The organism is Sandarakinorhabdus sp. FBCC-B8862 (assembly GCF_059745315.1).
Genome location: NZ_CM185574.1, coordinates 2,384,028 through 2,407,656, shown reverse-complemented (window position 1 = coordinate 2,407,656; position 23,629 = coordinate 2,384,028). Strand labels below are relative to the sequence as shown.

Here is a 23,629-nt window from a genome sequence, read left to right as displayed (position 1 = left end):
TTTTTGCCAGTGGCCAAACAGGATGAGGCATGACAGCCTGCATTCTGTACTCTGCCAACATCCGCAACGGGGAAAGACGCGCCATGCATTTCGACTATAGCGACAAAACGAAAGCCCTCATCGAACGGCTGCGCGCCTTCATGGACGAGCATATCTATCCGAACGAAGAGCGGTATCAGCAGGAACTGCAGGAAGGCGAGCGCTGGAAGGTGCTGCCGGTGATCGAGGAGCTGAAGCCCAAGGCCCGCGCCGCCGGCCTGTGGAACCTGTTCCTCAACATCTGCGACCATGATGTCGGCGAATGGAAGGGCCCCGGCCTCACCAACCTCGAATATGCCCCGCTGGCCGAGGAAATGGGCCGCGCCGGCTGGTCGTCGGAGGTGTTCAATTGCTCCGCGCCCGACACCGGCAACATGGAGGTGCTGCGCACCTATGGCACCGAAGCGCAGAAGCGCCAGTGGCTGCGCCCGCTGATGGATGGCGAAATCCGCTCCGCCTTCCTGATGACCGAACCGGCCGTCGCCTCGTCGGACGCCACCAACATCGAAACGTCCATCCGCCGCGACGGCGATGAATATGTCATCAACGGCCGCAAATGGTGGTCGTCAGGCGTGGGTGATCCGCGCTGCAAGATCGCCATCGTCATGGGCAAGACCGATCCGTCCGCCCCCCGCCACCAGCAGCAGAGCCAGATCCTCGTGCCACTGGATGCGCCGGGCATCACCAAGCTGCGCCCGCTGAACGTCTTCGGCTTCGACGACGCCCCGCACGGCCATTTCGAGGTGATTCTCGACAATGTCCGCGTGCCCGTCTCCAACATGATCCTGGGCGAAGGCCGCGGCTTTGAAATCGCGCAGGGCCGCCTTGGTCCCGGCCGCATCCACCATTGCATGCGCTCCATCGGCGCGGCCGAACGCGCGCTGGAAAAGATGGTGAAGCGCCTGAAATCGCGTGTCGCCTTCGGCAAGCCGATTTCGGAACACAGCCTGTGGCACGAACGCATCGCCGACAGCCGCATCGCCATCGAACAGGCCCGCCTGCTCACGCTGAAGGCCGCCTACATGATGGACACGGTGGGCAACAAGGCCGCCGCCAACGAGATCGCGATGATCAAGGTGGTCGCCCCGAACATGAGCTGCATGATCCACGACATGGCCATCCAGGCCCATGGCGGCGGCGGCGTCTGCCAGGATTATGGCCTTGCGTCGGGCTATGCCGGCCAGCGCACCCTGCGCCTGGCCGACGGCCCGGATGAAGTGCACCGCCAGGCCATCGCCAAGAACGAACTGCGCAAATACAACTAAGTCGGCCGGGCAGCGGGGAAGGGCTTGCACCACAGGCCCGCCCCTGCTACCCGCCGCATCCTGCCAACGGGGCGCAACCGCGCCTCATGTCCCTGGTGTGCGGCCATGGCGGAATTGGTAGACGCGCAACGTTGAGGTCGTTGTGGCCGAAAGGCCGTGGAAGTTCGAGTCTTCTTGGCCGCACCACGCAGTTTCAGGGTCCACCCGATGAGGGTGCCCTAACTGCGCTATCTTCAAAAGTTTCCCGGATTTCCGTGGCTTTGCGGCACCGCGGCGCTTGGCTTGTGGTCAGAGATCACTCTCTCGGCCCGTGATTTAGGCCGAGAAAGAGCCGGAATCTCTCCTTGAAAGTTCCCGGCTTCACCTCGGTTCGGCGGGTTCGCGGCGGCTAGACCGCGAGACCAAATTCCCGCTCTTGTTCGTCCCAAGCAAGGGGAATCGAGGCCGACAGCAACACTCGGCGAGTCATCGTCTTGGGCTGAGTGCCTGATGCAATCGCCTCGACGATCTTGGGGCTGATCCACGAAAGGCGGAGCAGCCTGGCCAAGTGGGTTCGGCACCGACCTTCCCGCTTGCCCAGTTGGTTGAGGCTGAGTTCGGGCGATTGCAGCACCAAGCGCTGCACGTGCATCGCCTCGGCCATCAGCGCGACAAGGTCGGCATCATATCGGTCGTCATTGCGCTTGGCTTCAATCTTGAGCTTCGCCTCGCAGTGGGGCCTACCAGCAACGGGACGCGGGATGGCGTGAGACCAACTTGCCGGCGCATCGTTCCCCAGTGCCGCTGGCTGCAGTTCAATCTGCATGTCCTGCTTACCCACGTGGATGGCCTTGACGAGGCTTCGCAATGCATCTTGTCGGCGCTCTGGCCGCGAAAGATCTTGCGCCAGCCACCGTCCCCGCTCGAACAGGCTATGCAGGGTCTCTCCTTCGGTGGCGCCGGACATTCGGCGCAGAAGGTGCTCGTCGTTGAGAAGGGCGACGAGCTCGTTGACAATGTGGCTCTCGATCTGGCCACGCCGGAACCGAGTGGGCCGGGGCTCACCTTTGCGGGCCAGGTCATTGCGCGTGACATAGTAAGTATACCGCTTGGTGCCGTTGGACCCGTAGGTGGGCACCATCGGCCGCCCTTCCGGATCAAACATCAGCCCCTGCAGCAGTGCGCGCTGCGGTTCGTTGGTGGGGCGCTTCCGGGCCGGCGCTCGCTCTTGAAGATGCATCTGGACCTGTTCCCACAGATCCTCGTCGACGATAGCCTCATGCTCGCCATCATAGACCTGGCCCTTGTGAACGATCTTGCCGCGATAGATCGGGTTCTTGAGCAGGTGGAACAGACTGCCCCTGGCGAACGGAATGCCACCGCGGTGCCCGGTGCTGGTGAGCACCTGCACCTTGGTGAGGATGCCCTCGGCCTTCAATTGCTCGAGCAGCACCGGCACCGATCCAATCTTGACGTAGCGCCGCATGATGGTGCGCACACGCTCGGCCTCCTCGGGCACCGGCACCAGCTTGCGCTCGATTACCTCATAGCCCAACGGCACCGGTCCACCCATCCAAAGGCCCTTGCGTTTGGACGCGGCGATCTTGTCGCGGATGCGCTCACCAGTGACCTCGCGCTCGAACTGGGCAAACGACAGCAGCACGTTGAGGGTCAGCCGGCCCATGCTGGTGGTGGTGTTGAACGCCTGGGTGACCGACACGAAGCTGGCGCCCCTGGCGTCGAGCCGTTCGACGATCTTGGCGAAGTCAGCGAGGCTTCGGGTCAAGCGGTCGACCTTGTAGACCACGATGACATCGACCAGTCCTGCATCGACATCGGCAAGCAGGGCCTTCAGGCCCGGCCGCTCCATGCTGCCGCCCGAGAACCCGCCGTCGTCATAGCGGTTGGGAACCAGGGACCAGCCTTCGTGCTTCTGGCTGAGGATGAACGCCTCGCAGGCTTCCCGCTGGGCATCCAGGCTGTTGAACTCCTGTTCCAGCCCATCTTCGGTGGATTTGCGGGTGTAAACAGCACAGCGCTTGATCATCACTTGCGCCGCTCCGTCAGGCCAAAGAACCGCGGGCCGTTCCAATGGGCGCCCGTGATGGCCTTGGCGATGGCGCTCAGGGACGGCCACTGCCTGCCATCATACGCAAACCCTTCTTCCAGCACGGTCACGGTATGTCCGACACCGCGCCAATCACGGACCAGGCGCGTGCCGGGGGTGAGCTTGCGGGGCGCCATCGTGGGTCGGTCGGGCGTATCGGTCTTCAGTGCAGCCTGCTTCATGATGGTCTTTGTGGTCCGGCTGATCCCGCCCTGCCGTTGTTCCTGAAACTTGTACGCCAAGCCAAGCCGCAGGAGGTCGGGCGAGATGCTGGGTGCAGGCGCGCCGTAGCGGCGCGCCCACTCCTCAGCCAATCCTGCCGGGCCCATCTGGGCGATCTGGATCATGGTGAGATAGGGCCGACGGGTCATTGTGACGAAGCCTCCGCAGCCACCAGTTTGTAGACCGACGCGCCGTCAGCCCGGTGGCTGCGTTCCAGCACCCGACCCTTCTTGCGGAGCCCGGTCAGAAAGGCGCGGCAGGTGTGCGCTTGCCAGCCGGTCGCGGTACACATGTCTGGCAGGGTGGCCCCGTCGTCGGCTTCGAGCAGCGCGATGACCTGGGCGGACTTCTTGGGGGGCTTGCTTGACGGTGGGGCCGGTGCATTATGCGGCCGGTCCGGTTGCGCATCGATGATGTTGGTTGGCTCGGTCAGCAGCTCGGCTCCAGGGTTGCGCTTTGCTTTGGCGGTCATTGGGTGGTCTCCGGTCGGGAGCCGCACCATGCTGCTCCCACCACCCAAAGCCCTGCCGATCCAACCGGTCAGGGCAGCGGCTCAGACGCAGCCGCATTCGCCGAAGCAGCAATGCTCAGGTTTAATTGGAAGTCCAATGGATGACAGGTTTGCGCCCTCATTTTTGACATTCACCGAGTTCGGGCGAGTGCCTAAACGCAGACTTTTTGGCCACCAGTCGGTGGACAAATCGCAGACGTTGTCGCGGTGCGGGACAATCTATTGCCAGTCGGCAACTCCCGGCCTCTCTTGCCGTTTGATCGTTGTGGCTCTGCCCTTCGAGATACTCGACAAATCTTGCACTGATCATCCCGGGTGGCGACTTTTGGCAACGGCCCGACCCGAGCCGTAAATCCGCTACCGCTGAGAGCCGAAAAGAAAGGCCGAATTATCTCAGGCAGCGACAGCCTTATCGTCCTCGAACGCGTAAAAGTGAGGATCCGCAACGGCGTCGCCGGCGAAATTGCGACTAATCTCAACGGTAATTAAACTGTCGCCAGCAAAGGCTGGGCTCAGTTCAAGCGTCAGATATTCGAACAGAGCACGCTCGTGGACCGCGATCACCACTTGCTTGCTGAGACCTTTTGCAAACGTTCGCAACAGAGCGGCAAACTGTGCGATGTGAACGTCATCCATCGACTGCACAGGGTCGTCGAGCACCAGCCATGGAAGCTGCAACGGTACCGACAGGTTAAGAGCAAGGAATAAAGTCAGAGCTGCGGTGTTCAAATTGCCCTGACTGAGCATGGCGCCGGGAGGACCGGAGGACTGCCCTGACCTGTGAAACGTTTCCAGCACAGCCTCTACCTTGCCATCCCCCTGACCGGGGAGCCGGAATTGTGGAATGAACTGCTCGTTCGGAGCAAGCCGGACGAAGAGGTCGCGCCAGACCTTATTGAGCGACCCGCTGAAGACGTCGCGGACGATCCCCGAACGGACATGGGTTGCTGCGGTCGCGATAGTCTTCGCCCGCTCCCGCACCTCGCCAATCGACACAAAGGCCCCCTTCATTGTCGCAACGCGCCTTTCCAGCTCGGTGACCCGCGCTTCGCGGTCCGACAGCAACTGCGCCTCGCGGGCATACTGGTCGAGTTCGGTCTCGACCGCGAGTCGCGACGAAAGTGTCGCCTGGACGACCCTGAGACGACCCGAAAGCGCTCCGGTAGCGGCCTCGAGGGCCTCTCGCAGGCTTGAAAAGCTCGTAGTGGGCTGGCCAGTTGCCCGTTCCACCGCATCATTGATTTCGGGAAGCAAGGACGCCGACTGCAGCCCTGCCCGTCTCGCCGCGGCGATGCTCCGGCGAGCGCCGTCTAGGCGCACGAACAAGTTCTGGCCGTCAGCGGCATAACCCTGCAACTGTTCAAGCCTCGAACTGATCGATGTGATCGCGGACTGGCGTCGGCGCAGATCGACGAGCGCCTCGGGCTGCAGCACTAGCCGCTCGGCCGTCGCTTCATCCCGCCGCGCCGTCGTCAACCGCTCACTCTCCGATGCGCGCTCCGTCGAGAGCGCCTGCAGGCGCCCTGCCTCCGACGTGAGGTTCGCTATTGCGGCCGCGATGTGCGCGGTCAGGGAGCCATTACCTAGCTCCGCGTAGTCGCGGTTGCAGACTGGGCAAATGTCCCCTTCCACATGCGGTGCGATGCCAGCAAGAGAAGCGGCAAGGGTCCGGGCATCTTTGGCGCCCGCATCGAGCGCTTGGTTGATCTCACCAATACGTGTTGTCGCCCTCTGAATTGTCGTTCTCGCCGCAATTAGCTGCTGGCTCGCCCTGCCGTGCTGGTCCAGCAACCGCTGACAGCGATCCGCCTCGACGATGCACCATCTCAGAGCATCCCGAACCTGATCTTCGACGCTTGAGCCATCGAGTGGCGAAAGCTCGGAATGAAACTCTTTGAGGGCATCCATCGCTTGTGTGATCTGCGATCCAGGGCCCTTCAGCCACGTCTCGTATTCGGACCCGATGGCGGCGGCATCCCGCTCCAGCGCCGCCATTTTGGCATCGGGGTTTCCTACCGTGGTCTGCTCGAGACGGCTCAACAACGAGGTCACCTCCGAACCCTGCTGGGTGACGCTGGAAAGTTCTACCTGGTCACTTTCCCGATCTGCAACCCGTGCCCACAGTGCGGCGACATCGAAACCGGCCTGAACCGGCACTGATTTGGGGTCTAAAACGGTCAGTAGTTCATTGAGACGGGAAATGCGCAGGGTTGTCGCCTGCCGGGCGGTTTCGACGCTAGACCGTTCACGCTCGAGTTGCTGGACGAGGAGATCACGAGCCTCTTCGAGCTGCTTGTAGACCGGAGCAAGCTTCCGTATCCGGGTGACGTTGAACGCATGGTCCAGACCGTCCACCAAGGCGTCGAGCGCATCAAGGCGCAGCAACTCCTTCACGAACTCCGTCAGCCGGGAGTTTGTGGTCTTCTTCTGGTCGTAGATGTCCAGCAGGCGACCCAGCACTGCCTGCGGCAGGTAGCACCGCTCGGCAAAGAAACTGGCATCGGCCCAATTAAGCGCTGGCGTCGCGTCGTACGAACCCGGAGCGAAAGTTACGTGGCCAGCCCCGGTCGAGCGACCATTCATCCCTTCGACGGAGAGCTGGATCGAACCACCCGCCGTGTTGATATGGGTAAGGAAGTCGTGGTACTTCGACTGGTCCTCGAGATGGGCAATGGAACCGGTAAGGCCAAGTTGGATGGCCGACATCACCGTGGTCTTGCCCATCCCGTTGGTGCCGTGGATCAATACAACCTGCGCATCGAGAGGAATGACCACCGAACCGCGCATAGACCGGAAGTTCTTGATCGAGAGCGACTTCAAACGCGGGTTCATGAGTCCGCGGCTCCGTCGTCGAGCACTTTGTCGGCAAGCGTCGAGATTTCGAGGGCGAGCGCCTCCTCCACCGCCTCCTTGCCTCCTTCGGCCAGTTGCACGAACCGGACGACGGCTGGCTCGTCTTCAGTGTATTCAAGCTCCTTTTCAAGATTGGCCTTCCAGTCGGCCAAGTGCTCGACGGGCGGCGGGCTCTTCAGCGGCAGCAGCACGGCCAGCCAGTCCCGCACTACTTCTTCCGCCATCGGCCCGGTCGGTGCTCCGACCGGCAGCACGCGGCAGACGCGACTGATCGAATTCACTAGGTCGTTGTCCGCCTGACCCGAGGTCAGAACGGCGGTTACCGAACGCTTCGAGCCCAGTACATCGAGCGCACGGGTAAAGGCGAGGACCGACCGCGCAACCTTTGCGTCGTCGGACGCGCCGGTGAGTTCAATCACGATAACAATGTCGTTGGCCTTTTCCCCGGCCACCAGCACATGGGTGAAATCGAAAGCCTGCGAACCGACCTTGATCGGTTTTCCGAGGGGCCGGTAGCTGCCCTCCTTCGTCAGAATTCCCAAAACCGTTTCCGCTGTCGTCATAACCCGACCTCAGAGTTGAACCTGTTCCGAACCTCGTCAAACGATGCCGAGCCCTGAAGCAGGTCGCTTACGCTAATATAGCGCGGCGGCGCCTTGCCTGTCCGCCAAGACTTGGCAGGGCTTCGCTGCTGCCGGGGCGTGACCTTGCGCGAGCAGATCACTACGACGTCGTCGTCTACCTCCTCGAATGCTCCGGACGCGATGAGTTGGTTGATGTTTTCGTCATTGGCTGAGAGAAACACGCGAGCCTCAGCCGCCCGAGCGACAAGCCGCAGCGCACCGCTAGTCGGCTGCTCCGGATCATCGACAGCTACCGACCATTGGTTGGCCACAAGACCCTGACCAATGAGCCCCAGTGCGGCAGCGGCTTCCGGCCTGCCGGAGAACCCTACAGTTGGGTCTTGCTGCATCAGATGCGCCGGCTGCGGACTCAGCGGCATGTAGGGGCGGCGGCCGGCGCTACCCGGCCCCCCGAAAAACTGCTCGGTGACCCGACCCATCAACGCGGCAACGGTCCGGGCGCACTCGTACCGGTTGGCGTTCCCGGCACGAGCCGCGGCACGTTCGAGCGCATTAAGACCCTCAACAAGGCTGTGCTTGCCCGCCGCACCGACGGCTGGCGATGTTAGCAGGTCAGCCAGGGCGGCAAGCTTACCGAACATCGTTCGCAACAGCAGCGCCAGTAGAAGTGGTTTTCCGAAGGCAGGCAAGGTGGCATCTGTCCGGATTTGGTCTCGGTTGGCCTCATAGTCGCCCTGGTACGCCCCCTCGAGGATAGATTTCTGTCCATCGGTGAGCTCCTGGGCCGCGAAAATGACCGGCGCCGGGACGGAATTCCAGACCCAGCCAGTCGCTCCGAACAGTTGCTGGATGTTGGTGTCCTGTCCGGAGAGACCGATCATCAGCGTTCTTGAACGGGCAATCAATGCCCTGAGTTGCTCACGCATCTGTGTGAAGCGCATGTTCTGCGCCCAATGCGTGATGGCAGCCTCCCTCGCTACGAGCAGTGGCCGGTACTCGGCTTCGTTCGTTATTGCCCGCTTCGCGCAGCCATGGAACTTGTACAATGTCCCGATGCCCAACGGTCCGTGCAGGTCGTCTCCAGTGACGGCGACGCGGAATGTCTCGTTCGGCCGACCAAGTTCAACCATAGCCGCTTCCAGCAGGCCGTCCCAGTTGGCCGTGGCAAGATCTGACACCACGCCTTCGAGAACCAGCATGGCGATCGCCAGGTGTTCGGCGTCGGCCTTCTGCGCAGTAAATGTCGCAGCGAAATCCAGGACCTCCCACAGCAGGTAGTCGAAGGGTCGGCCCTGAACCTCGGTGCCTAACACCTTCGAATACTTGTTCCAGAGCCGGTCAATGAGTGCATTGTGGATCAGCCATGACCCAACCGGCTGCGCGAGGTCGATATGCGCTTTCTGGTCTGGAGACAGGTCAGCAAGACCAAGAATGCTTTCGAACGCGCGATGGTGCTCGCAGCCGGTGCCGGTGACACGCAAGCGGAGGTTCTCGAGCAGCTTGGACAGCACGCCGTCCAGCCCAACCACGCGGTCCCGCGAAATGCCAGATCCCAGCCAAAGGGCATACTGCCCGGCCTGGAAGCCCGCAGAAAAACTCTTCTGCGGACCGTCGAGCAAGTCGAGGGTCTCCGAGATCGTAATTGTTGACGCTGTTGGCAATATGTCCCCTCCACACCATACCTAGCGTGACCGATAGACTGTTTCCACCAACATTTTGAAGAATATTCGGGTTGCGAACAACGCTCAGCGGCTCGTTAATGCAAGGAGTACAGCGCCAGCAAATATGCTTGGCACACCTCGCGGTGGGAATTGACAATTGGACGCCCATCTCTACCTGCGTCGCGAGTTCGATAGTGCATTGAAGCCGTTCGAGAAAACCCGACTTGGGCAACCTCGGGCGCACATCGACGATATGTCTGCCTCTCGTTTGATGTCCCCCAAATGCGGATAGTTCTTTTCCGGCCCATTTGCTGCCAGACAGCTTCGCGCGCCCATAACTGGCATTCACCACTTACTGCGTAGAGCCCGAAAGCGGTCGCCGGTTCGTGTCAGATATTCGCGATCAGAATAGTAAGTCCACACCATCGCCCCAAAAATTTCTATCGAACACGATCAAACCACCCGGCACGAATGGCCGTCTGATGTTAGGGCACTAACACTGAGGTTCCAATGACCCTTCTCAATGCTGCGATGGACCGACGCATCGGTTCAATCGACTGGCTGCTTTTTTGTAGCTTGCCGCGCTTGGAACCGGACCATCAGGACTCGGCCCGAATGGAGGCAACAGCGCCTACGTTACGCCTCTTGACGAAAACGCAACGCTCACCCATCTCACTTTCATGAGTGAGGACAGTGATATGATTCGATACCCGATGCGGACCAACCCTACCGGCAGCACAACGCTCGCCGGAAGCGCCATGGGTCGGCAGATGCTTGCACAGCTGATCGCGAAAACGAAGCCGGTGACAGTGCCTACCCTCGCCTTTCTGGATTTCGCGGATGTGGACATCGCGACCGGGTCGTTTCTTCGGGAAGCGGTCATGGGCTTCCGTGACTTCTGCCGCAACGCTGCTGGCATGATCTATCCGTTGGTAGCCAATGCCAATGCGACCATCGAGGAAGAGCTTGCGACCTACCTTCGGGGTCGCAACGACGCGATTTGGGCATGCAACCTAGCCGCTGACGGCGAAGCCACTGATCCGCACATTTTAGGGGAGCTCGACGCAGGACAGATGAGCACCATCCAGCTCATTGCCCAACACCATCCGATTTCCGCGCCTGAGTTGGCCAAGCTCCGGCCCGATGACAAGATCGGGACGACCGCATGGAACAACCGGTTGGCGACGCTGTCCGCCAAGGGCATGTTGAAGGAAGTGCGGCACGGAAAAACAAAAATGTTCAGCCCGGTTATGGAGGCGATCTAATGGGTGCCGACTTTATCCGCGAGCAATCCGGTCAACCGTGGCGTAAGCGCTGGGATAAGGGCGTGGACCGGCTCAAGCAACCGAGTCTATTCGATGTCCAGTTCGGGGCACAGCAGCGCACAATCACGGCAGACATCGAACCCGGCACGAGCGTGCAGGCGGGGGAAGAGCTGGTCGTGCATTGCGGGGCCGGCAACGCCATGGTTTGCCGAGGGCAAAGCCGAATTGGTGTCATTAACGGGCTGCCGCCCGACATGCGCACTTTCATTGCCGAATGCGGCGGGGTCGCGCTCGGCATCGTCGAACGGATCGGTCTGTTCGGCCACAGCTTGGAGCTTCGTTTGCAATGAAGAATGCAAAGAACTATTCGCTGCCCCGCCTCGTGCGTAATGCACAAAACCTTTGGGACGATGCTGCCACCATGCCCTGTTCGCTGGGATGCGTGACTTGTGTTGATCGTCCAATCTGTGGCGGCGCCCATAACAATGCCAGCTTCTTCGACTGCGGCGACTACTGCCGTTGCGATGATAAGGCGACCTGCGACCTGGTTTGCCGGGAAAACCCCAAACAGTTTGTTGAACGTTTGCGGGAGGTCAGAGGACTGGACTTCATGAACGTGCCCCGCTCTCCAAGCGTCCCCATCGATGCATTGCCGCCCATGGTCCCGCTGATCGAGCACACTACGGCGCGCGTCGCATCGCTCAATTCACCGATTGTGGCGTTGCCGCTCTACGCACTTTTGGACGTCGGCGCAGGCATGCTGCGCTATCCTGACCGAGAGGCGTTGAGCCAGAAATTTGGCATCGATCCGAATGCCCGACTGGTGATTTCAGGTGTGGCACGCGATCGTAAGATCGAGAGCTATTGGGCGGCAAAAAATAGGCCCGCGCTGCTGGAGCAGTTGGCGGCGCTCGACATCACTTTGATCACGCCGCCCAACTACAGCGTCCTGTCCGATGTGCCCCGAACCGACAATTTGCATGCCATGAAGCGCATCCTGATTACGGCGACTGAAATGATGCAGGCAGGCTTGCCAACAGCGCTGCATGTCAACGCCCGCACTGAACGGGATTACCAGCGCTGGGCCGAACTGATCGCCGAGCGCCCAGAAATCCAGTATCTGGCCTTTGAATTTGCAACGGGCGCTGGCAGAGGGGAACGGCTGAAGTGGCATGTGGCGCAACTGAACGCGCTTGCCGCGCGGGTGCCGCAGCCTTTGGGCCTGGTGGTTCGCGGCGGAACTCGCGCGCTGGAACCGCTGCGAGCAGCTTTTGCTGCGGTGACGACGATCGACACCGACGCCTTCACCAAGACCCGCTGTCGCCAGGAAGCCCAGTTCCGCCCCGATGGTCAGTTAGTGTGGCGCAAGCATCCAACGCCGCGAGGCACACCGATCGACGCTCTGCTGCAGCAGAACGTAGCGGCGCTTCACAGCCACCATATCATCATGGAGCGCAACCACGCCGAGCGACGGCACAAGGCTGCCTCAAGAGGCCTCCGCACGCCAGATTACGCTGATCGTCAGGCCCGCGAGGGCTGAGGTATGGCTCAGTCTCTGTTGTCCATCGAGGGATGCATCCGTCGGACTTAAGGTTAGGACGTGATCGCCGGAACGGAAACGAATCTCCACCCGGTCAGTCACGATCGACTTGCAAAGCTGAATGAAACCTAAGCCCCTACCGCACGCCGCCGGGAAACGAGAAACCCCTGGCCTAATCGCTTTTATAAGCGCCGCCCCTGCATCCGGCAGATGCGCATAGTCTGGATTCTGCCGCAGCGTATCCAGGACGCCCATGCCGCGATCTGCCACTACAAATTCGAACGACCGGTCAGTTACCGCATAGGCGACCAGACCCGTTTGAGCTGCGCCGCTATGCTGGTAAACATTGTCCTGCATCTCGCCCAACGCCCCAACTAGCGACGCTACTAGCCCTCTGTTAAAGCCTTTTGACCTTGCGACATTTTCGGCATGCAGCAGCCATTGCTCCCAAACTGGATCGCGGGCCTCCACTGGGTTCTCTAGAGGCAGTGGAAATGCTCCTGCTTTGTCGTTGTAGCCTCCGCCAAACGGCTGACCAGTCGCCCAAGCCTCACGAAGCTTGGGGGCAAGCGAACCCGCAAACGAAATGGCTCCATATTCGCCTGGAAATTGATGGGCAGCAGCTAGCAATTCGACGATCGGGCCAATTCGGCCTGAATTTTCGATTAGGAGCGAACCGTAGCCACACAACCTACCATGCGTCGCTTCTCTAAGGAGATCATCTACATTCGAGAACTGAGCTAGCACCGAGTTCATCGTAGTCCACTAACACAGGAACTTACTTCAATTCTACCGTCTTTTAGATATTGAGACGAACATGGGCTACGAGCGCGCTGGCTCAGCAGCGATGTGACTCGCCAACGTCGTGACAGAGGCCTTCAGGCTGGTGGGGCCTGAAAGCCCGCAGAATTCTGCGGTGCCGAAGTAGAGTGGGGTGACGCCAGTAGCCGGCAACGACAAAGACGTTGTACTCAATACCCGAAGTCGGGCTACGTTCGCCGCAAATCCGCAAACCCTTGCATGCTATCAGGGTCTTACAAGCCCAGCGCCGGCATATGGGTCACGATTAGGCGGCACCTCGGGCATCGACACCGACTTAGGAAAAGCCTCACCGGCTGATGCGCCACCCTCAGTCGGCCCGCTGTAAGGCGGCCCCAACAGCGCCCTCCCAATCGACGGCGCCCCAAACAGCAAGAAGCACCCGGCCACCACGACCAACCCGCGGCGAACCGGCAGCTGCCCGTTGAACATCGCCAGCCCCAACACTGCGACCGCGATCACACCCAGCATCATCGCAGCATTGCCGGCCACCACCTGTTGCAGCCAATTGGCTGCCGTAACGAGCGCTCCCGGCGACATCGGCGTGCCTAGGTCCGCTGCCATCATGCGCCCCCGCCAGCAGAGCCCACCTCCCCGCGCAATGCGATGGCGGCGATGTGGCGCCGACCTGCCTGCCGCGCGAGCTGGACGTACACGTCCATCGAGCTGCGCACGTAATGACCGATGCTGTCGCGATCGAGCCTGGTACCGGACTGTAGGACCAGCAGCGCTAGCTGCTCAATTGCGCGTGCCGGGCTGTCGGCATGGATCGTCGTCATGGAGCCCGGGTGCCCGGTGTTGACCGCGCGCAGGAACGTGAACGCTTCAGGCCCGCGCAGTTCGCCCAGGATGATGCGGTCAGGCCGCATGCGTAAGCTAGCATTGAGGAGGTCCTCCGCCGTGACCGCCGCCTGCCCCAGCGCACTGCGCGCCGCGACCAAGCCCACCGCATTGGGATGATGCAGCTCGAGCTCGGGCGTGTCCTCGATCAGGATCAACCGTTCCTCCTGCGGGATCTCTTGGATGAGCGCGTTGAGGAACGTGGTCTTGCCGGTCGATGTGCCGCCAGCGACCAAGATATTGAGCCGTTGCTGCACCGCCAGCCTCAGCAGACCTACATGGTCACCTCTGGCTTTCAGGTTGCGCAGCTGGGCTTGCAACGTATCGTCTGCATGGCCCTGTCCGGCGCCTGGCATGGCGCCGTTGGCGGCATAGTCATCGAGCCGCAGATGGGCAGATTGATGTTTGCGGATGGCCATTGCCATACCGCCGCGGGTGGCAGGCGGAGCGATGAACTGCACGCGGGCACCGTCTGGCAGGATCGCCGAGAGGATGGGATTCTCGGCGTTGATGCCTTGCGAGGTCAGAGCGGCCACCTGCTCTGCCAAGCGCAGTAGCAGCCGGTCATTGAGTTCCGGCCGTTCAAAGCGCTCGATGCCGCCGCCCAGGGTTTCGAGCCAAAGCTCGCCGGGGCGGTTGACGTAAAGATCGGTGACGTCGGTGCGGGCGAGATAGGCTGCAAAGGGCGCTAGTGCCCCGCGCAGATAAACGCCGGTCTCCAGCTGGGCGACAATGCTGATCATTGCGGCGGCTCCACCGGCGCAAATTCCAGATCGCGCGAGACCAGCACCGAGATCTTGGCCCCCTGGCGAACCGACAGCGTGGGCTTGGGCAACGGCCCCACCAATTGCGAGGTGCCGGCCTGCAGCGCGGGACTGGCGACGATCACCGCTCCGTTGCTCAGCGACTGCGCAGCTGCCAGCGTGCCAAAATCGATCGCTGACTGCAGCAGCGCACCGCCCAATCGCGACGCAAAATGACTGTTCACCTTGCCGCGCACGCCAGCCCGCCCGAGTGGGTCTGTGGCGGGCGATTCAATGGCGATGACGGCGCCATCGGGACGGATCAGCTCGTTCCATTGCACAAACGCGCGCTTCTGGCCGGCAGCAATGTCGGCACGATATTCACCGAACAGCCGGCTGCCGCGCGGGATCAGCACCCGGTCGCGATTGAGATTATAGACGTCCTCGCTGATCAGGGCGCGGGCCTGTCCGGGCTGCGTGGAGTCGAGCGCCGTCTCGAGCACGGCCGGGATCAGCATGCCGCGCGGCACAATGGTGGTCAGCCGCGACGCCCGGCCACGGCTGGCATAGGCAGGCGCTGGTGTCTTGCTTGATGCTGTGCCCGCCGGTGCTGCCGCCGCCCCGGACGACGCGGGCGGCGCTTCGGCGGCACTGACATCATAGACGATGACAGACGCCTCAGCGTTTTTGGGCGGGTTGGCTGGCGGCTGGGGTGGCGGTTGGTACGGAGGCGGCTGATAGCTTGGAGGTGGATAGTAAGGCTGTGGGGTGCTGCTGGCAGGGCCGGGCGACGGTGCGGGAGTGGGCGCAGGTTCCGGCGTGGCTTTCGGCGGCGGCGTCTCAGCGGGCAGTTCCGGCAGTTTCAGGGGCGGCGGCCGATAGGCCTGGATATTGGCATCATCAGCGGCGGTTGGCGCAATCGCGGGCACCAACTGCTTCTGGCGCCGGCCTTCCATCGCCACGAACAGCACGACCGCCAGCAGCGCGATGAGCAACGCGCCCGCCCATAAGGGTCCATTGCCGCGATCCGAGCCCACGATGGGGAGCCCATCGTCGGGGAGTTCGGCAGGACGGCCTGGCTCGTCCATCACTTGCGCCCCTTGCGCGGGATCACTTGCGTGGCGGTGGCCAGCAAGCGGCCCGACCGGAATAGCAAGCGCTGTGGCATGCCTTGGATGACCATGCGATCATCAATGAACGTCCCATTGACCAGCGACTCTGTGCCATCGGCGTTGAGCTGGAACACCGCCGGCACAGCCGCGCCGAGCGGCCAGGCGAGCGTGGTCTGGTTATTGCGCGCCTCAATGGCGCTGGGCCGCAAGGTCCGCGCACCGGTCAGCCGGTAGGTAACGGGCACGTTGTCAGGCGGGACGGTGGCAGCGAGTTTGACAGCCTCTGGATAATCGAATCGGATGATCAGCGGGGTGGTCCGGACCGGTAGGTTGCCCAGCAGCTCGAACACATAGGTGCGGGCATCGGTGATAACGGTCAGATTGGTGTTGATCCCGGAGTAGTTGCGCTTGATGAAGATCGCATCGCCGCGCTTGTTGGCATTGACCTGCCAGGCGCTGGTGTCGCCAACCGCCATGGTCTCGACATGCTCGCCATTGGCCAGTGCGATCATCAGCGTGTAGCCTGCGGCAACCTCGACCGGATAAATGCGCCCGGCATCATAGGGGATGGTCTGGATGCGCGGATCGGGCGGCGGCGGGGTTTGCGCTGAAGTCACTGCTGACAGCACCAGTGCTGCGGCAACGGCCGACCCCTTCATCATCGCCTTAGCGCTGCGCATTGGGAACGCTCGTGTTGGATAGGGCCGACTGACCTCGCTGTGGGGTTGAAGCGGCCGGCGACTCCATCGCCTGCGGTAAGGTCTCCGGCGAACGGCGATAGCTCAGCACCTGGAACCCAAGCGGGTTGATGTAGCGATCTTCGGTCGCCATCGGCGCCGTTGAATAGCGGAACCGGATCACCGCCACCCAATATTGCCTGGTGGCAACGGCTCGTTCCTGGTCGATGATCTGGGTCTCGAACCGCACCAGGGCGCTGTTGTCCTGCGTGCCGGTGACCGACCGCACCTGCACCGCCAGGGTCGCGCGCGCACCCAGCCGTGCAGCCGGGTTGTTGGGGTTGGTACTGGCCATCTCAGCCAGATATTGACTGCGCGCCGGTTCTGCCGACCAGAGCGCCACCTTGCGATAATCATCGCGGATGGTCGCGCGATCAAAGCCTTCGCGCGCCAGCACATATTGCACCAGGAAGCTTTGGGTGAGCGCCTTGTCAGGCGCCAACTGGCCTGCCTCGAGCGGCTTCAGGACCTCGACATGCCCTGTGTGTCGATCGACCAGCAGCGTGTAAGGGACGACCGTGCGCAAGGGGGTCATCGCCCAGATGGTCAGTGCTTCGATGACCGCGACGAGCGTGGCAGCCAGCGCCACGATCCAAGCGATGCGCTGCGAACGGCGCGACTGTGCCATGGCGGTATCCGCCCAGGACCCTGCCTCCTGAAAATAGCGTTCCGCTTGTTTGCGGCTTTGCTCACTCATCGTACGCGCGGTCCTCGACGCCGGCCGGCGGAGATCGCACGAATGCGGCGGTTATAACTCTGGCCAAGCGGCGTGATGCTGGGCGCCGGCTCGCCGCGCGCTTCGGCCGTTCGGGTCACATCGGGTACCCGTGAGCCAGACCCGGGCAAGCCCTCGGCTCGGTCAACCAGTACCACCGGGTTGGCGTTCGTTCCGTCGTTGCTGACGACGCCGCCTCCGCCTGCCAAGATCGGCATCGGGGTTATTGCAGGCACCGCCGGCAGCATCTGGCGCAGGTCGGCTGCTGAGAGCTCGGCTTTGAAGCTGGCCAAAGCCGGCGCGAGAGACAGCGACCAGATCAGGCGCAGCCCGATGAACGAGACCAGTCCAAAGGCGGCGACCAGCACCAGCAGCTCCACCGGCGCCGACGGCGTCGCGATGCGGGCGATGCGCTGGGTGAGCACCTCACTGAGCCATGGCAGCAGGAGGGCAAGTTCAACCTCCAGGATGGCCGTGACGACAACGGCGCCCAATAGGCTGCCAAACAGCAGGCGCGCCCATCCCAGGAACAGGCCGCGGGTCGCATCAAACAACAACAGACCCGCAAATAGTGGTCCCAGCGCCAACAGCAGCCCGCTGATCAGCCGCAAGGCGCCGAACACGGCGATCACCGCCACCAGATAGAGGATGCGCGCGCCGGCCAGCGCATAGCCGTCGGCAAGCGGGGTGCGGGTAATGTCGCCATCAGGAGGCGGTGTGCCCTGGCCGCTGCCGACGTCGAGATAGCCGCTGCCCAGCTTGGTCAAGGTCAACATGCCCTGGTCGACCTGCTGGAGCCGGCTGATGATGTTGCCACCGCCAAGCCCTGCGCCTTGGGCGATGTCGCTGATGATCTCGGCCGGTGCGCGCAGCACCACATCATGCACCAGCACGCGATAGGCATCCCAGCTGCCGGCCAGCGTCAACACGGCGCCCAGTTTCAGCGTCAGCAACAGCAACTCCCGCGCGGTCGGCGCCTGACCGCCGAGCAGCCGCAGGCCTTGCGCTGCCACAAACAGCGTCAGCAGCACGCCCAGCACGATGCCGGCACTGGCGCCGTTCCCCGACAGCGCGCGATAGCCCTCGCCCGCCAATTCCTGGGTGGCGCAATCGATGAACAGCAGCGTGCCGGACAGGAAGTTGCTGCCAGTGCCGGGGACGGGGCACGCGCTGATCACAGCGCTTCCTCCAGCAACCGCGGCAGCCACTGACCGGGATCGTCGCCAGACTCGGCGCGCAGCCGGTCGAGCAAGCGCACTGTGCGCTCGCGGCCGGACAAAATGGTGAGCAGCTCGCGCTCACCGGTGAGGTCGAGGCGGCAGACGACACTCTCGTTACCATGCTTGACCAGGAAGCAATGCGCTGTGTCTGGCATCGAGCGGACCAGCGACAGTTCATGCGCTGTCAGGCCGAACCCGTCGCAATAGTCCGCAGCATCGGCTTTGGGGTTGACCATGAAGATCTGGGTGGCGGCCTGCTCGATGATCGCCCGCGAAATCTGGCTGTCGAGGGCATCGCGGGCACTCTGTGTTGCAAATCCGACAATGCCGTTGCGCTTCCGGATGGTCTTCTGCCAATCCTTGATGCGCTGCACGAACACGGCGTCGTCCAGCGCCTTCCAGCCCTCATCGACCACGATGATGGTGGGTGTGCCGTCGAGCCGTTCTTCGACCCGATGGAACAGCACCATCATCGCCGGCGTGCGCGCCACCGGGTCATCGAGGATGGCGGTCATATCGAAACCCACCGTGCGCGCTGCTAGATCGGTCTCGTCGCGGGCGTTGTCAAACAGCCAGGCCCGTTCGCCCTCGCCCCACCAGGGTTGCAGCCGCGCCCATAGATCATCAGACGTCGGCCGAGCGGCGCCACGGAACAGTTCCACCAGGTGGCGCAGCCGCCGATGCTCGGGCGGTTGCGCAAAATTTTCGTCGATTGCGAGCTTGATGCGGGCCTGCTCCTCGGTGCTGGTGCCGCCTGCCAGCACACCCACCCAATCGATCAGGAACTGGCGATTGACTGGCGTATCGTCGAGCTGAAGCGGATTGAGGCCTGACGGCAGCGACGGATCGAGCCGGTCATAGCGTCCGCCGACCGCGCGGATGAACAACTCTGCGCCGCGATCCTTGTCGAAGAACACGATACGCGGATCAAATTTTCGGGCCTGTGCGAGGAGGAAGTTGAGCACCACCGTCTTGCCTGAGCCTGAAGGCCCAATAACGGTGAAGTTGCCCAGATCGCCTTGGTGGAAGTTGAAGAAATATGGCCCCGCCGCCGTGGTTTCCAGCAAGGTGACGGCCTCACCCCAATGGTTGCCTTGCGCCCTGCCCATCGCAAAATTATGGGCACTGGCCAGCGACGCGAAGTTGGCGGTAGAGACCAGGCCTCTGCGCGGGATATAAGCAAAGTTACCAGGGAACTGCGCCCAGAACGCGGGCTCCAGCGCAATATCCTCACGCACGGCAATGATGCCAAGATCTGCGAGCCCACTCACCACATCGGCAACCGAGCGATTGAGGCTTGCGAAGTCCTCAGCATGAACGGCAATGGTCATATGATGTTCGCCAAACCCGGCCCGGCCGGCGGCCACCTCATCCTTGGCCTGCATCAACTCGGCCCGAAGGCTGACCGCTTCATCTTCGGCCGATCGCATTCGGCGGATCGCCAGGTTCATCTCGGCAAGCGCCTTGCCGCGCTCCACAAAGGCGAAGCTGTGGCTGACACTCAATTCGACGGGCAACCGAAGCAGTTCATCGAACATGCCCGGGGCCGTGGCGCCAGGATAATCCTTCACGGAGACGATGGCAGACAGGCGCCGTGGCGAGTCACCATGGGGCGCATGCTCCATGGCATTGGCGCCAAAACTCACCCGACGGTAGGGCAAATGCATCCCCACGTCGCCGAACGGCAGTTGCACTGGCCGCATCTCACCGTTGAACAAGGCCGACAGAAATTCCAACGGTTCGGAGCACAGCGCCGCGCCATTGTCGTAAACGCGCAGCGTGCGGGCATCATAATCGGTAAGCGCCGCCAACAACGCCTCCCGCGCGGCATCGAGGGCGCGCAATTCTTCAGCCCGCGCGGCCTGACCGCTGGCTGGGTTGCCTGCAAGCAGGCCGCGTAGCCGGTCCGCGACGCCGATCCGGCCGGGCAAAGGCCGGCGCACCAGGGTCAGGTAAAGCTCGTTGACATAGAGTTCCCGAGACGAGAGCCGCTGGCGCCAGCGGGCATCAAGGGCCCGGCTGAAATCATCATCGCAATCAGGTTCAAGCGACAAATCAACCTTGCGGCGCAGCACGTGATGGTAAAGCGCGATGCGCGGCGAGGCGACAGCGCGCAACACGGCATCGCGCAGCGCCTTGCGATAATTGATCTCCTCACTGTCGGCGGTTTCAAACAGCAAGCCGCGCAGGGCAATGCACTGCAGCAGCAAGCCGTCACGGGCAATAAGCGTATGGTCGTCAATTTGGCTTGCGTACGGCAAATGCGTGCCAGCCGGCACTTCGCGGCCAGCGGCCCTGGGATTGCTGGTGAGCGAGGCGAGCCTCATGGACGGTAGCTGTTGCAGCGCCACAGGCTGTGGTTGGGCACACGGCGACACTGACGAAGGCGCACCAGCCACAGATCAACGAACCGGGGCTCTTTCAGGCAGATCAGCACGCCAACACCATGGATGATCAGTGCCGGCACCAATACCCAAAGCGAACGAAAAATCAGAAACGCCTCAGCTGACACGATCACGTTGATCACGAAATAGCTGTAGGTGACCCCGGCGAACATCTGGGGGCGTGTCAGTGCCACGAACAGCCTGTCACGTTCGATCGCACGCACGCCATCAATATCCCGGACCAGCCGTGGCCGCCGCCTGGATGCCGGCAACGATGCTGCCAGCCCCGAACAGGATGAAGCACCCGATGATCACCACCATGCCATAACGCCAGTTGATCCGGCCGGTGAGCATCAGCAGACCAACCACGGCAACGGCAACCACTGCAGCCACTGTGGCAACAGTGCCAAGCAACGTCCCCTGGATCCACTGTGCGGCGGCGATAAACGGGCTGACGTGCACCCCTGAATTGGTCCCATTTTTGGGTAGAGTCCGTTTCTTGAGGAGACGGACGCATGAAGCGGAGCAGGTTTTCGGACGAGCAGATCATCGCGATCGTGAAGGAGCAGGAGGCGGGCATGGCGACTGCCGAGGTCTGCCGGCGGCACGGGATCAGTTCGGCGACGTTCTACAAATGGAAGGCCAAGTACGGTGGCCTGGAGGTGTCCGAGGCCAAGCGGCTTCGGTCGCTGGAGGATGAGAACGCCAAGCTGAAGAAGCTGCTGGCGGAGGCGATGCTGGATATCGCCGTGTTGAAAGACATCAGCTCAAAAAAATGGTGACGCCCGACGCGAAGCGGAATGCGGTCGCCCATGCCCGGGAGACGTTCGGGCTGAGCGAGCGGCGGGCGTGTCGTCTGATCGGTGTCGCGAGGCGGGTGGTTCGATATGAACCGACCCGTCCCGATGATGCTGGCTTGCGCACCAGGTTCCGTGAGCTGGCTGGCGAACGGCGGCGGTTCGGCTATCGGCGCCTGGGGTATCTGCTGGCGCGCGAAGGGCATGCGCCGAACCACAAGAAGCTCCTGCGGATCTACCGGGAAGAAGGGTTGAAGGTGCGCCGCCGTGGCGGCCGCAAGCGGGCGTTGGGCACCAGGGCACCTATGACGATGCCGCAGGGGCCGAACCAGCGCTGGTCACTCGACTTCGTCAGTGATGCGTTCGCCTGCGGCCGGCGCTTCCGCATCCTGTGCGTGGTCGACGAGTTAGCTCCCTGCGGTCGCTGGCCTTCGGCTCACGCGTGAGTGCCTGGCGCTGGTGGCCGACACGTCGCTGTCCGGTGCAAGGGTGGCGCGGGAGTTGGACAGCTTGGCGGCCGTCCGCGGCAAGCCGCTGACGGTGGTCAGCGACAATGGCACCGAACTGACCTCGACCTCCATCCTGCGCTGGGCACAGGAGCGGCAGGTGGAATGGCACTACATCATGCCGGGCAAGCCGACGCAGAACGCCTTCGTGGAGAGCTTCAATGGCCGGCTGCGCGACGAATGCCTGAACGAGACCCTGTTCACATCGCTGGCGCACGCCAGATCGATCCTCGCGGCCTGGAAGCACGACTACAACACCGTCAGGCCGCACTCGAAACTGGGCGGATGCACCCCTGCCGAGATCGCCGGCCAACGGGGTTGGGGGCATGCCCCCAACCCCGTTGCCATCACATCAACCATCAGCCATCAAAGCACAGGACTCTACTTCTGATCGGTACCAATCAGGGGTGCACGTCAGGGCCAGAACCTTGAGGATCCATGAAATCAATCCATCCAAAACATCGCTCTGCCAGTTTCTACACGGCATTGCATGAGTCGCAATATTCCATTCTTTGCGACCACAAGATGTCCACAACATGGTCGATCGACGATGCCTGTCCTCAAAATCGCTAACGCGAGGTAAATCGCACTCGCACTTCGTCGCTGTCGATCAATGTCCACCGGTGTTGGTCTGCCAGACAACACGGCCATCCTCAGCTCGAATCACGAGATTGCCGTCATTCTGCAAACTCATTTCAGCGCCCCAATTCTGCATGTTGATCGCCCAAACGGCTCCGGATGGTCCATAAACAACCAGATTGCCATCGGCCTGAAATAGCATAGAGCGACCGGGGCCGTTGCTGGCTGTCCACCACAGCGCTCCACTTGGGCCATATAGCACAAGATTGCCATCGGTCTGCATAGTCAACTGGAACCGGCCGTCCGGTGACCAGATGGACATCCCGGCCCCAAGCCAAACCCGCACATCGCGGGCAACCACGCGCGCTCGGTTGGCCGCTTGGTCCAGCGTGTAGGACGTCTTGAACCCGTCATTGGGTCCACCACTCCTGGCAACCGAGCGCAATTCGCCGCGGGCGTTATAGGCAAAATGCTGATTTTCTTGGGATCTCACGCAGGTCGGCAAGCAAAAGGTGGCTGCGACGGTGCAAACGAGGCTGGCACCGACCCGTCGGAATTTTTGAAATGCCATTCTCAAGGCCCTTTCAACGACAAGGTAATGACAATTTCGAATGAGAAACCCAGAATCTACAGATGACGTTGACGACGTGATATATAGAATAGTTTCGGAAATTGAAAACGACAACGCCTTCCGCAGGTCTTTCTGGATCAAGGTGAACCTGCGCATCAGGAATTCCGCGGAAAGCAGGAATTCACGAGCAAGGCCCAGCAATTCATAGTCTCGATTTAGGGAACATCTCTTCAGCTGGTAAGACAAGGGGGGGTTATTTAACGAATACGTAGAAATCACCACACCGTGGGTATCCCACTTTCCTGCCCGCGATTCTTAGAACAATATAAGTTGGGTCGTGATAGCCGAGATAGACTTGACCCGATATCGTCGTTTCGACACTGCCGACCTTTCGCAAATAGTGTATATCGTTCCTAGAGAGTGACAAGGTAACACACTTGCCCGCCCCTAAGGCAAGTTCACCCATCTCAACACCGTCGCTCTCTACGACCTTAACCTCACCCGCCACGGTACAGATTTCAGCAGCCTTACATTCGCTATAGGTCATGGCAGGCTGGGTTGAAGGCGCTGCAAGGTTGAA

General features: G+C 61.8%; 21 protein-coding genes, 1 tRNA gene and 1 pseudogene. 6 read left to right on the top strand and 17 right to left on the bottom strand.

Features of this window, described 5'->3' with window-relative positions:
* Positions 1-83: 83 nt before the first annotated feature.
* Both AC6BOR_RS11645 and AC6BOR_RS11640 read left to right on the top strand, forming a co-directional pair.
* On the top strand, positions 84-1,304 hold the full coding sequence (locus AC6BOR_RS11645; protein ID WP_498058579.1) for an acyl-CoA dehydrogenase family protein: 1,221 nt from the start codon (positions 84-86) through the stop codon (positions 1,302-1,304).
* Positions 1,305-1,403: 99 nt separating this feature from the next.
* Positions 1,404-1,490 (top strand) — tRNA-Leu (locus AC6BOR_RS11640).
* A gap of 202 nt (positions 1,491-1,692) precedes the next feature.
* Here AC6BOR_RS11640 and AC6BOR_RS11635 read toward each other — a convergent pair.
* The 6 genes from AC6BOR_RS11635 to AC6BOR_RS11610 form a co-directional block, all read right to left on the bottom strand.
* Positions 1,693-3,330, bottom strand: a complete 1,638-nt coding sequence (locus AC6BOR_RS11635) for a recombinase family protein (RefSeq protein WP_498060655.1) — start codon at positions 3,328-3,330, stop codon at positions 1,693-1,695.
* Positions 3,330-3,761 (bottom strand): DUF2924 domain-containing protein, encoded by a 432-nt coding sequence (locus tag AC6BOR_RS11630; protein ID WP_498058578.1) that lies wholly within the window; start codon positions 3,759-3,761, stop codon positions 3,330-3,332. The genes AC6BOR_RS11635 and AC6BOR_RS11630 overlap by 1 nt, the downstream gene beginning before the upstream one ends.
* On the bottom strand, positions 3,758-4,084 hold the full coding sequence (locus AC6BOR_RS11625; RefSeq protein WP_498058577.1) for a DUF3489 domain-containing protein: 327 nt from the start codon (positions 4,082-4,084) through the stop codon (positions 3,758-3,760). The genes AC6BOR_RS11630 and AC6BOR_RS11625 overlap by 4 nt, the downstream gene beginning before the upstream one ends.
* 432 nt (positions 4,085-4,516) lie before the next feature.
* Positions 4,517-6,955: an AAA family ATPase gene (locus AC6BOR_RS11620; RefSeq protein WP_498058576.1), complete on the bottom strand. Its 2,439-nt coding sequence runs from the start codon at positions 6,953-6,955 to the stop codon at positions 4,517-4,519.
* Positions 6,952-7,539: a hypothetical protein gene (locus AC6BOR_RS11615; protein WP_498058575.1), complete on the bottom strand. Its 588-nt coding sequence runs from the start codon at positions 7,537-7,539 to the stop codon at positions 6,952-6,954. Before AC6BOR_RS11615 ends, AC6BOR_RS11620 begins: the two co-directional genes overlap by 4 nt.
* Positions 7,536-9,179, bottom strand: coding sequence for an SIR2 family protein (locus AC6BOR_RS11610; protein ID WP_498058574.1), 1,644 nt, complete (start codon positions 9,177-9,179; stop codon positions 7,536-7,538). Before AC6BOR_RS11610 ends, AC6BOR_RS11615 begins: the two co-directional genes overlap by 4 nt.
* A 722-nt stretch (positions 9,180-9,901) precedes the next feature.
* Between AC6BOR_RS11610 and AC6BOR_RS11605 the strand changes: the two genes are divergently transcribed.
* Genes AC6BOR_RS11605 through AC6BOR_RS11595 form a run of 3 tightly spaced genes read left to right on the top strand, consistent with a single transcriptional unit; the run spans position 9,902 to position 12,026 of the window.
* On the top strand, positions 9,902-10,486 hold the full coding sequence (locus tag AC6BOR_RS11605) for a hypothetical protein (protein WP_498058573.1): 585 nt from the start codon (positions 9,902-9,904) through the stop codon (positions 10,484-10,486).
* Positions 10,486-10,836, top strand: a complete 351-nt coding sequence (locus AC6BOR_RS11600; RefSeq protein WP_498058572.1) for a hypothetical protein — start codon at positions 10,486-10,488, stop codon at positions 10,834-10,836. The genes AC6BOR_RS11605 and AC6BOR_RS11600 overlap by 1 nt, the downstream gene beginning before the upstream one ends.
* The gene (locus AC6BOR_RS11595; protein WP_498058571.1) at positions 10,833-12,026 is read left to right on the top strand and encodes a hypothetical protein; all 1,194 of its coding nucleotides are present in this window, start codon (positions 10,833-10,835) and stop codon (positions 12,024-12,026) included. The genes AC6BOR_RS11600 and AC6BOR_RS11595 overlap by 4 nt, the downstream gene beginning before the upstream one ends.
* Here AC6BOR_RS11595 and AC6BOR_RS11590 read toward each other — a convergent pair.
* From AC6BOR_RS11590 to AC6BOR_RS11545, 10 genes are all read right to left on the bottom strand, one after another.
* A complete protein-coding gene (locus tag AC6BOR_RS11590; RefSeq protein WP_498058570.1) occupies positions 11,973-12,782 on the bottom strand; it encodes an ATP-binding protein in 810 nt (269 codons plus the stop codon). The two genes, AC6BOR_RS11595 and AC6BOR_RS11590, sit on opposite strands and share 54 nt — an antisense overlap.
* A gap of 270 nt (positions 12,783-13,052) precedes the next feature.
* Positions 13,053-13,412, bottom strand: a complete 360-nt coding sequence (locus AC6BOR_RS11585; protein WP_498058569.1) for a TrbC/VirB2 family protein — start codon at positions 13,410-13,412, stop codon at positions 13,053-13,055.
* Complete coding sequence (virB11, locus tag AC6BOR_RS11580; RefSeq protein ID WP_498058568.1) at positions 13,409-14,428, bottom strand: P-type DNA transfer ATPase VirB11; 1,020 nt, start codon at positions 14,426-14,428, stop codon at positions 13,409-13,411. The genes AC6BOR_RS11585 and virB11 overlap by 4 nt, the downstream gene beginning before the upstream one ends.
* Entirely contained in the window at positions 14,425-15,423 is a 999-nt protein-coding gene (locus AC6BOR_RS11575; RefSeq protein WP_498058567.1) for a TraB/TrbI/VirB10 family type IV secretion system protein, read from the bottom strand. The genes virB11 and AC6BOR_RS11575 overlap by 4 nt, the downstream gene beginning before the upstream one ends.
* Before the next feature lie 92 nt (positions 15,424-15,515).
* Positions 15,516-16,220 carry a TrbG/VirB9 family P-type conjugative transfer protein gene (locus AC6BOR_RS11570; RefSeq protein ID WP_498058566.1) on the bottom strand — a complete coding sequence of 235 codons (705 nt, stop codon included), beginning with the start codon at positions 16,218-16,220 and terminating at the stop codon, positions 15,516-15,518.
* The gene (locus AC6BOR_RS11565) at positions 16,207-16,974 is read right to left on the bottom strand and encodes a VirB8 family type IV secretion system protein (protein WP_498058565.1); all 768 of its coding nucleotides are present in this window, start codon (positions 16,972-16,974) and stop codon (positions 16,207-16,209) included. Before AC6BOR_RS11565 ends, AC6BOR_RS11570 begins: the two co-directional genes overlap by 14 nt.
* Complete coding sequence (locus tag AC6BOR_RS11560; protein ID WP_498058564.1) at positions 16,971-18,200, bottom strand: type IV secretion system protein; 1,230 nt, start codon at positions 18,198-18,200, stop codon at positions 16,971-16,973. Before AC6BOR_RS11560 ends, AC6BOR_RS11565 begins: the two co-directional genes overlap by 4 nt.
* A complete protein-coding gene (locus tag AC6BOR_RS11555; RefSeq protein WP_498058563.1) occupies positions 18,167-20,539 on the bottom strand; it encodes a VirB4 family type IV secretion/conjugal transfer ATPase in 2,373 nt (790 codons plus the stop codon). The genes AC6BOR_RS11560 and AC6BOR_RS11555 overlap by 34 nt, the downstream gene beginning before the upstream one ends.
* Positions 20,536-20,820 carry a VirB3 family type IV secretion system protein gene (locus tag AC6BOR_RS11550; protein ID WP_498058562.1) on the bottom strand — a complete coding sequence of 95 codons (285 nt, stop codon included), beginning with the start codon at positions 20,818-20,820 and terminating at the stop codon, positions 20,536-20,538. Before AC6BOR_RS11550 ends, AC6BOR_RS11555 begins: the two co-directional genes overlap by 4 nt.
* A gap of 4 nt (positions 20,821-20,824) precedes the next feature.
* Positions 20,825-21,058, bottom strand: coding sequence for a TrbC/VirB2 family protein (locus AC6BOR_RS11545; RefSeq protein ID WP_498058561.1), 234 nt, complete (start codon positions 21,056-21,058; stop codon positions 20,825-20,827).
* 53 nt (positions 21,059-21,111) lie between these two features.
* Between AC6BOR_RS11545 and AC6BOR_RS11540 the strand changes: the two are divergent.
* Positions 21,112-22,290: pseudogene (locus AC6BOR_RS11540) on the top strand (IS3 family transposase).
* A gap of 219 nt (positions 22,291-22,509) precedes the next feature.
* Here the strand turns inward: AC6BOR_RS11540 and AC6BOR_RS11535 are convergent.
* Positions 22,510-23,205: a hypothetical protein gene (locus AC6BOR_RS11535; RefSeq protein WP_498058560.1), complete on the bottom strand. Its 696-nt coding sequence runs from the start codon at positions 23,203-23,205 to the stop codon at positions 22,510-22,512.
* Positions 23,206-23,629 lie beyond the last annotated feature (424 nt).

Coding starts and splice junctions, on each gene's coding strand:
- AC6BOR_RS11645 (WP_498058579.1), top strand. CDS start 84: ATGCATTTCGACTATAGCGACAAAACGAAAGCCCTCATCGAACGGCTG.
- AC6BOR_RS11635 (WP_498060655.1), bottom strand. CDS start 3,330: ATGATCAAGCGCTGTGCTGTTTACACCCGCAAATCCACCGAAGATGGG.
- AC6BOR_RS11630 (WP_498058578.1), bottom strand. CDS start 3,761: ATGACCCGTCGGCCCTATCTCACCATGATCCAGATCGCCCAGATGGGC.
- AC6BOR_RS11625 (WP_498058577.1), bottom strand. CDS start 4,084: ATGACCGCCAAAGCAAAGCGCAACCCTGGAGCCGAGCTGCTGACCGAG.
- AC6BOR_RS11620 (WP_498058576.1), bottom strand. CDS start 6,955: ATGAACCCGCGTTTGAAGTCGCTCTCGATCAAGAACTTCCGGTCTATG.
- AC6BOR_RS11615 (WP_498058575.1), bottom strand. CDS start 7,539: ATGACGACAGCGGAAACGGTTTTGGGAATTCTGACGAAGGAGGGCAGC.
- AC6BOR_RS11605 (WP_498058573.1), top strand. CDS start 9,902: ATGAGTGAGGACAGTGATATGATTCGATACCCGATGCGGACCAACCCT.
- AC6BOR_RS11600 (WP_498058572.1), top strand. CDS start 10,486: ATGGGTGCCGACTTTATCCGCGAGCAATCCGGTCAACCGTGGCGTAAG.
- AC6BOR_RS11595 (WP_498058571.1), top strand. CDS start 10,833: ATGAAGAATGCAAAGAACTATTCGCTGCCCCGCCTCGTGCGTAATGCA.
- AC6BOR_RS11590 (WP_498058570.1), bottom strand. CDS start 12,782: ATGAACTCGGTGCTAGCTCAGTTCTCGAATGTAGATGATCTCCTTAGA.
- AC6BOR_RS11585 (WP_498058569.1), bottom strand. CDS start 13,412: ATGATGGCAGCGGACCTAGGCACGCCGATGTCGCCGGGAGCGCTCGTT.
- virB11 (WP_498058568.1), bottom strand. CDS start 14,428: ATGATCAGCATTGTCGCCCAGCTGGAGACCGGCGTTTATCTGCGCGGG.
- AC6BOR_RS11570 (WP_498058566.1), bottom strand. CDS start 16,220: ATGCGCAGCGCTAAGGCGATGATGAAGGGGTCGGCCGTTGCCGCAGCA.
- AC6BOR_RS11565 (WP_498058565.1), bottom strand. CDS start 16,974: ATGAGTGAGCAAAGCCGCAAACAAGCGGAACGCTATTTTCAGGAGGCA.
- AC6BOR_RS11555 (WP_498058563.1), bottom strand. CDS start 20,539: ATGAGGCTCGCCTCGCTCACCAGCAATCCCAGGGCCGCTGGCCGCGAA.
- AC6BOR_RS11535 (WP_498058560.1), bottom strand. CDS start 23,205: ATGCGCAGGTTCACCTTGATCCAGAAAGACCTGCGGAAGGCGTTGTCG.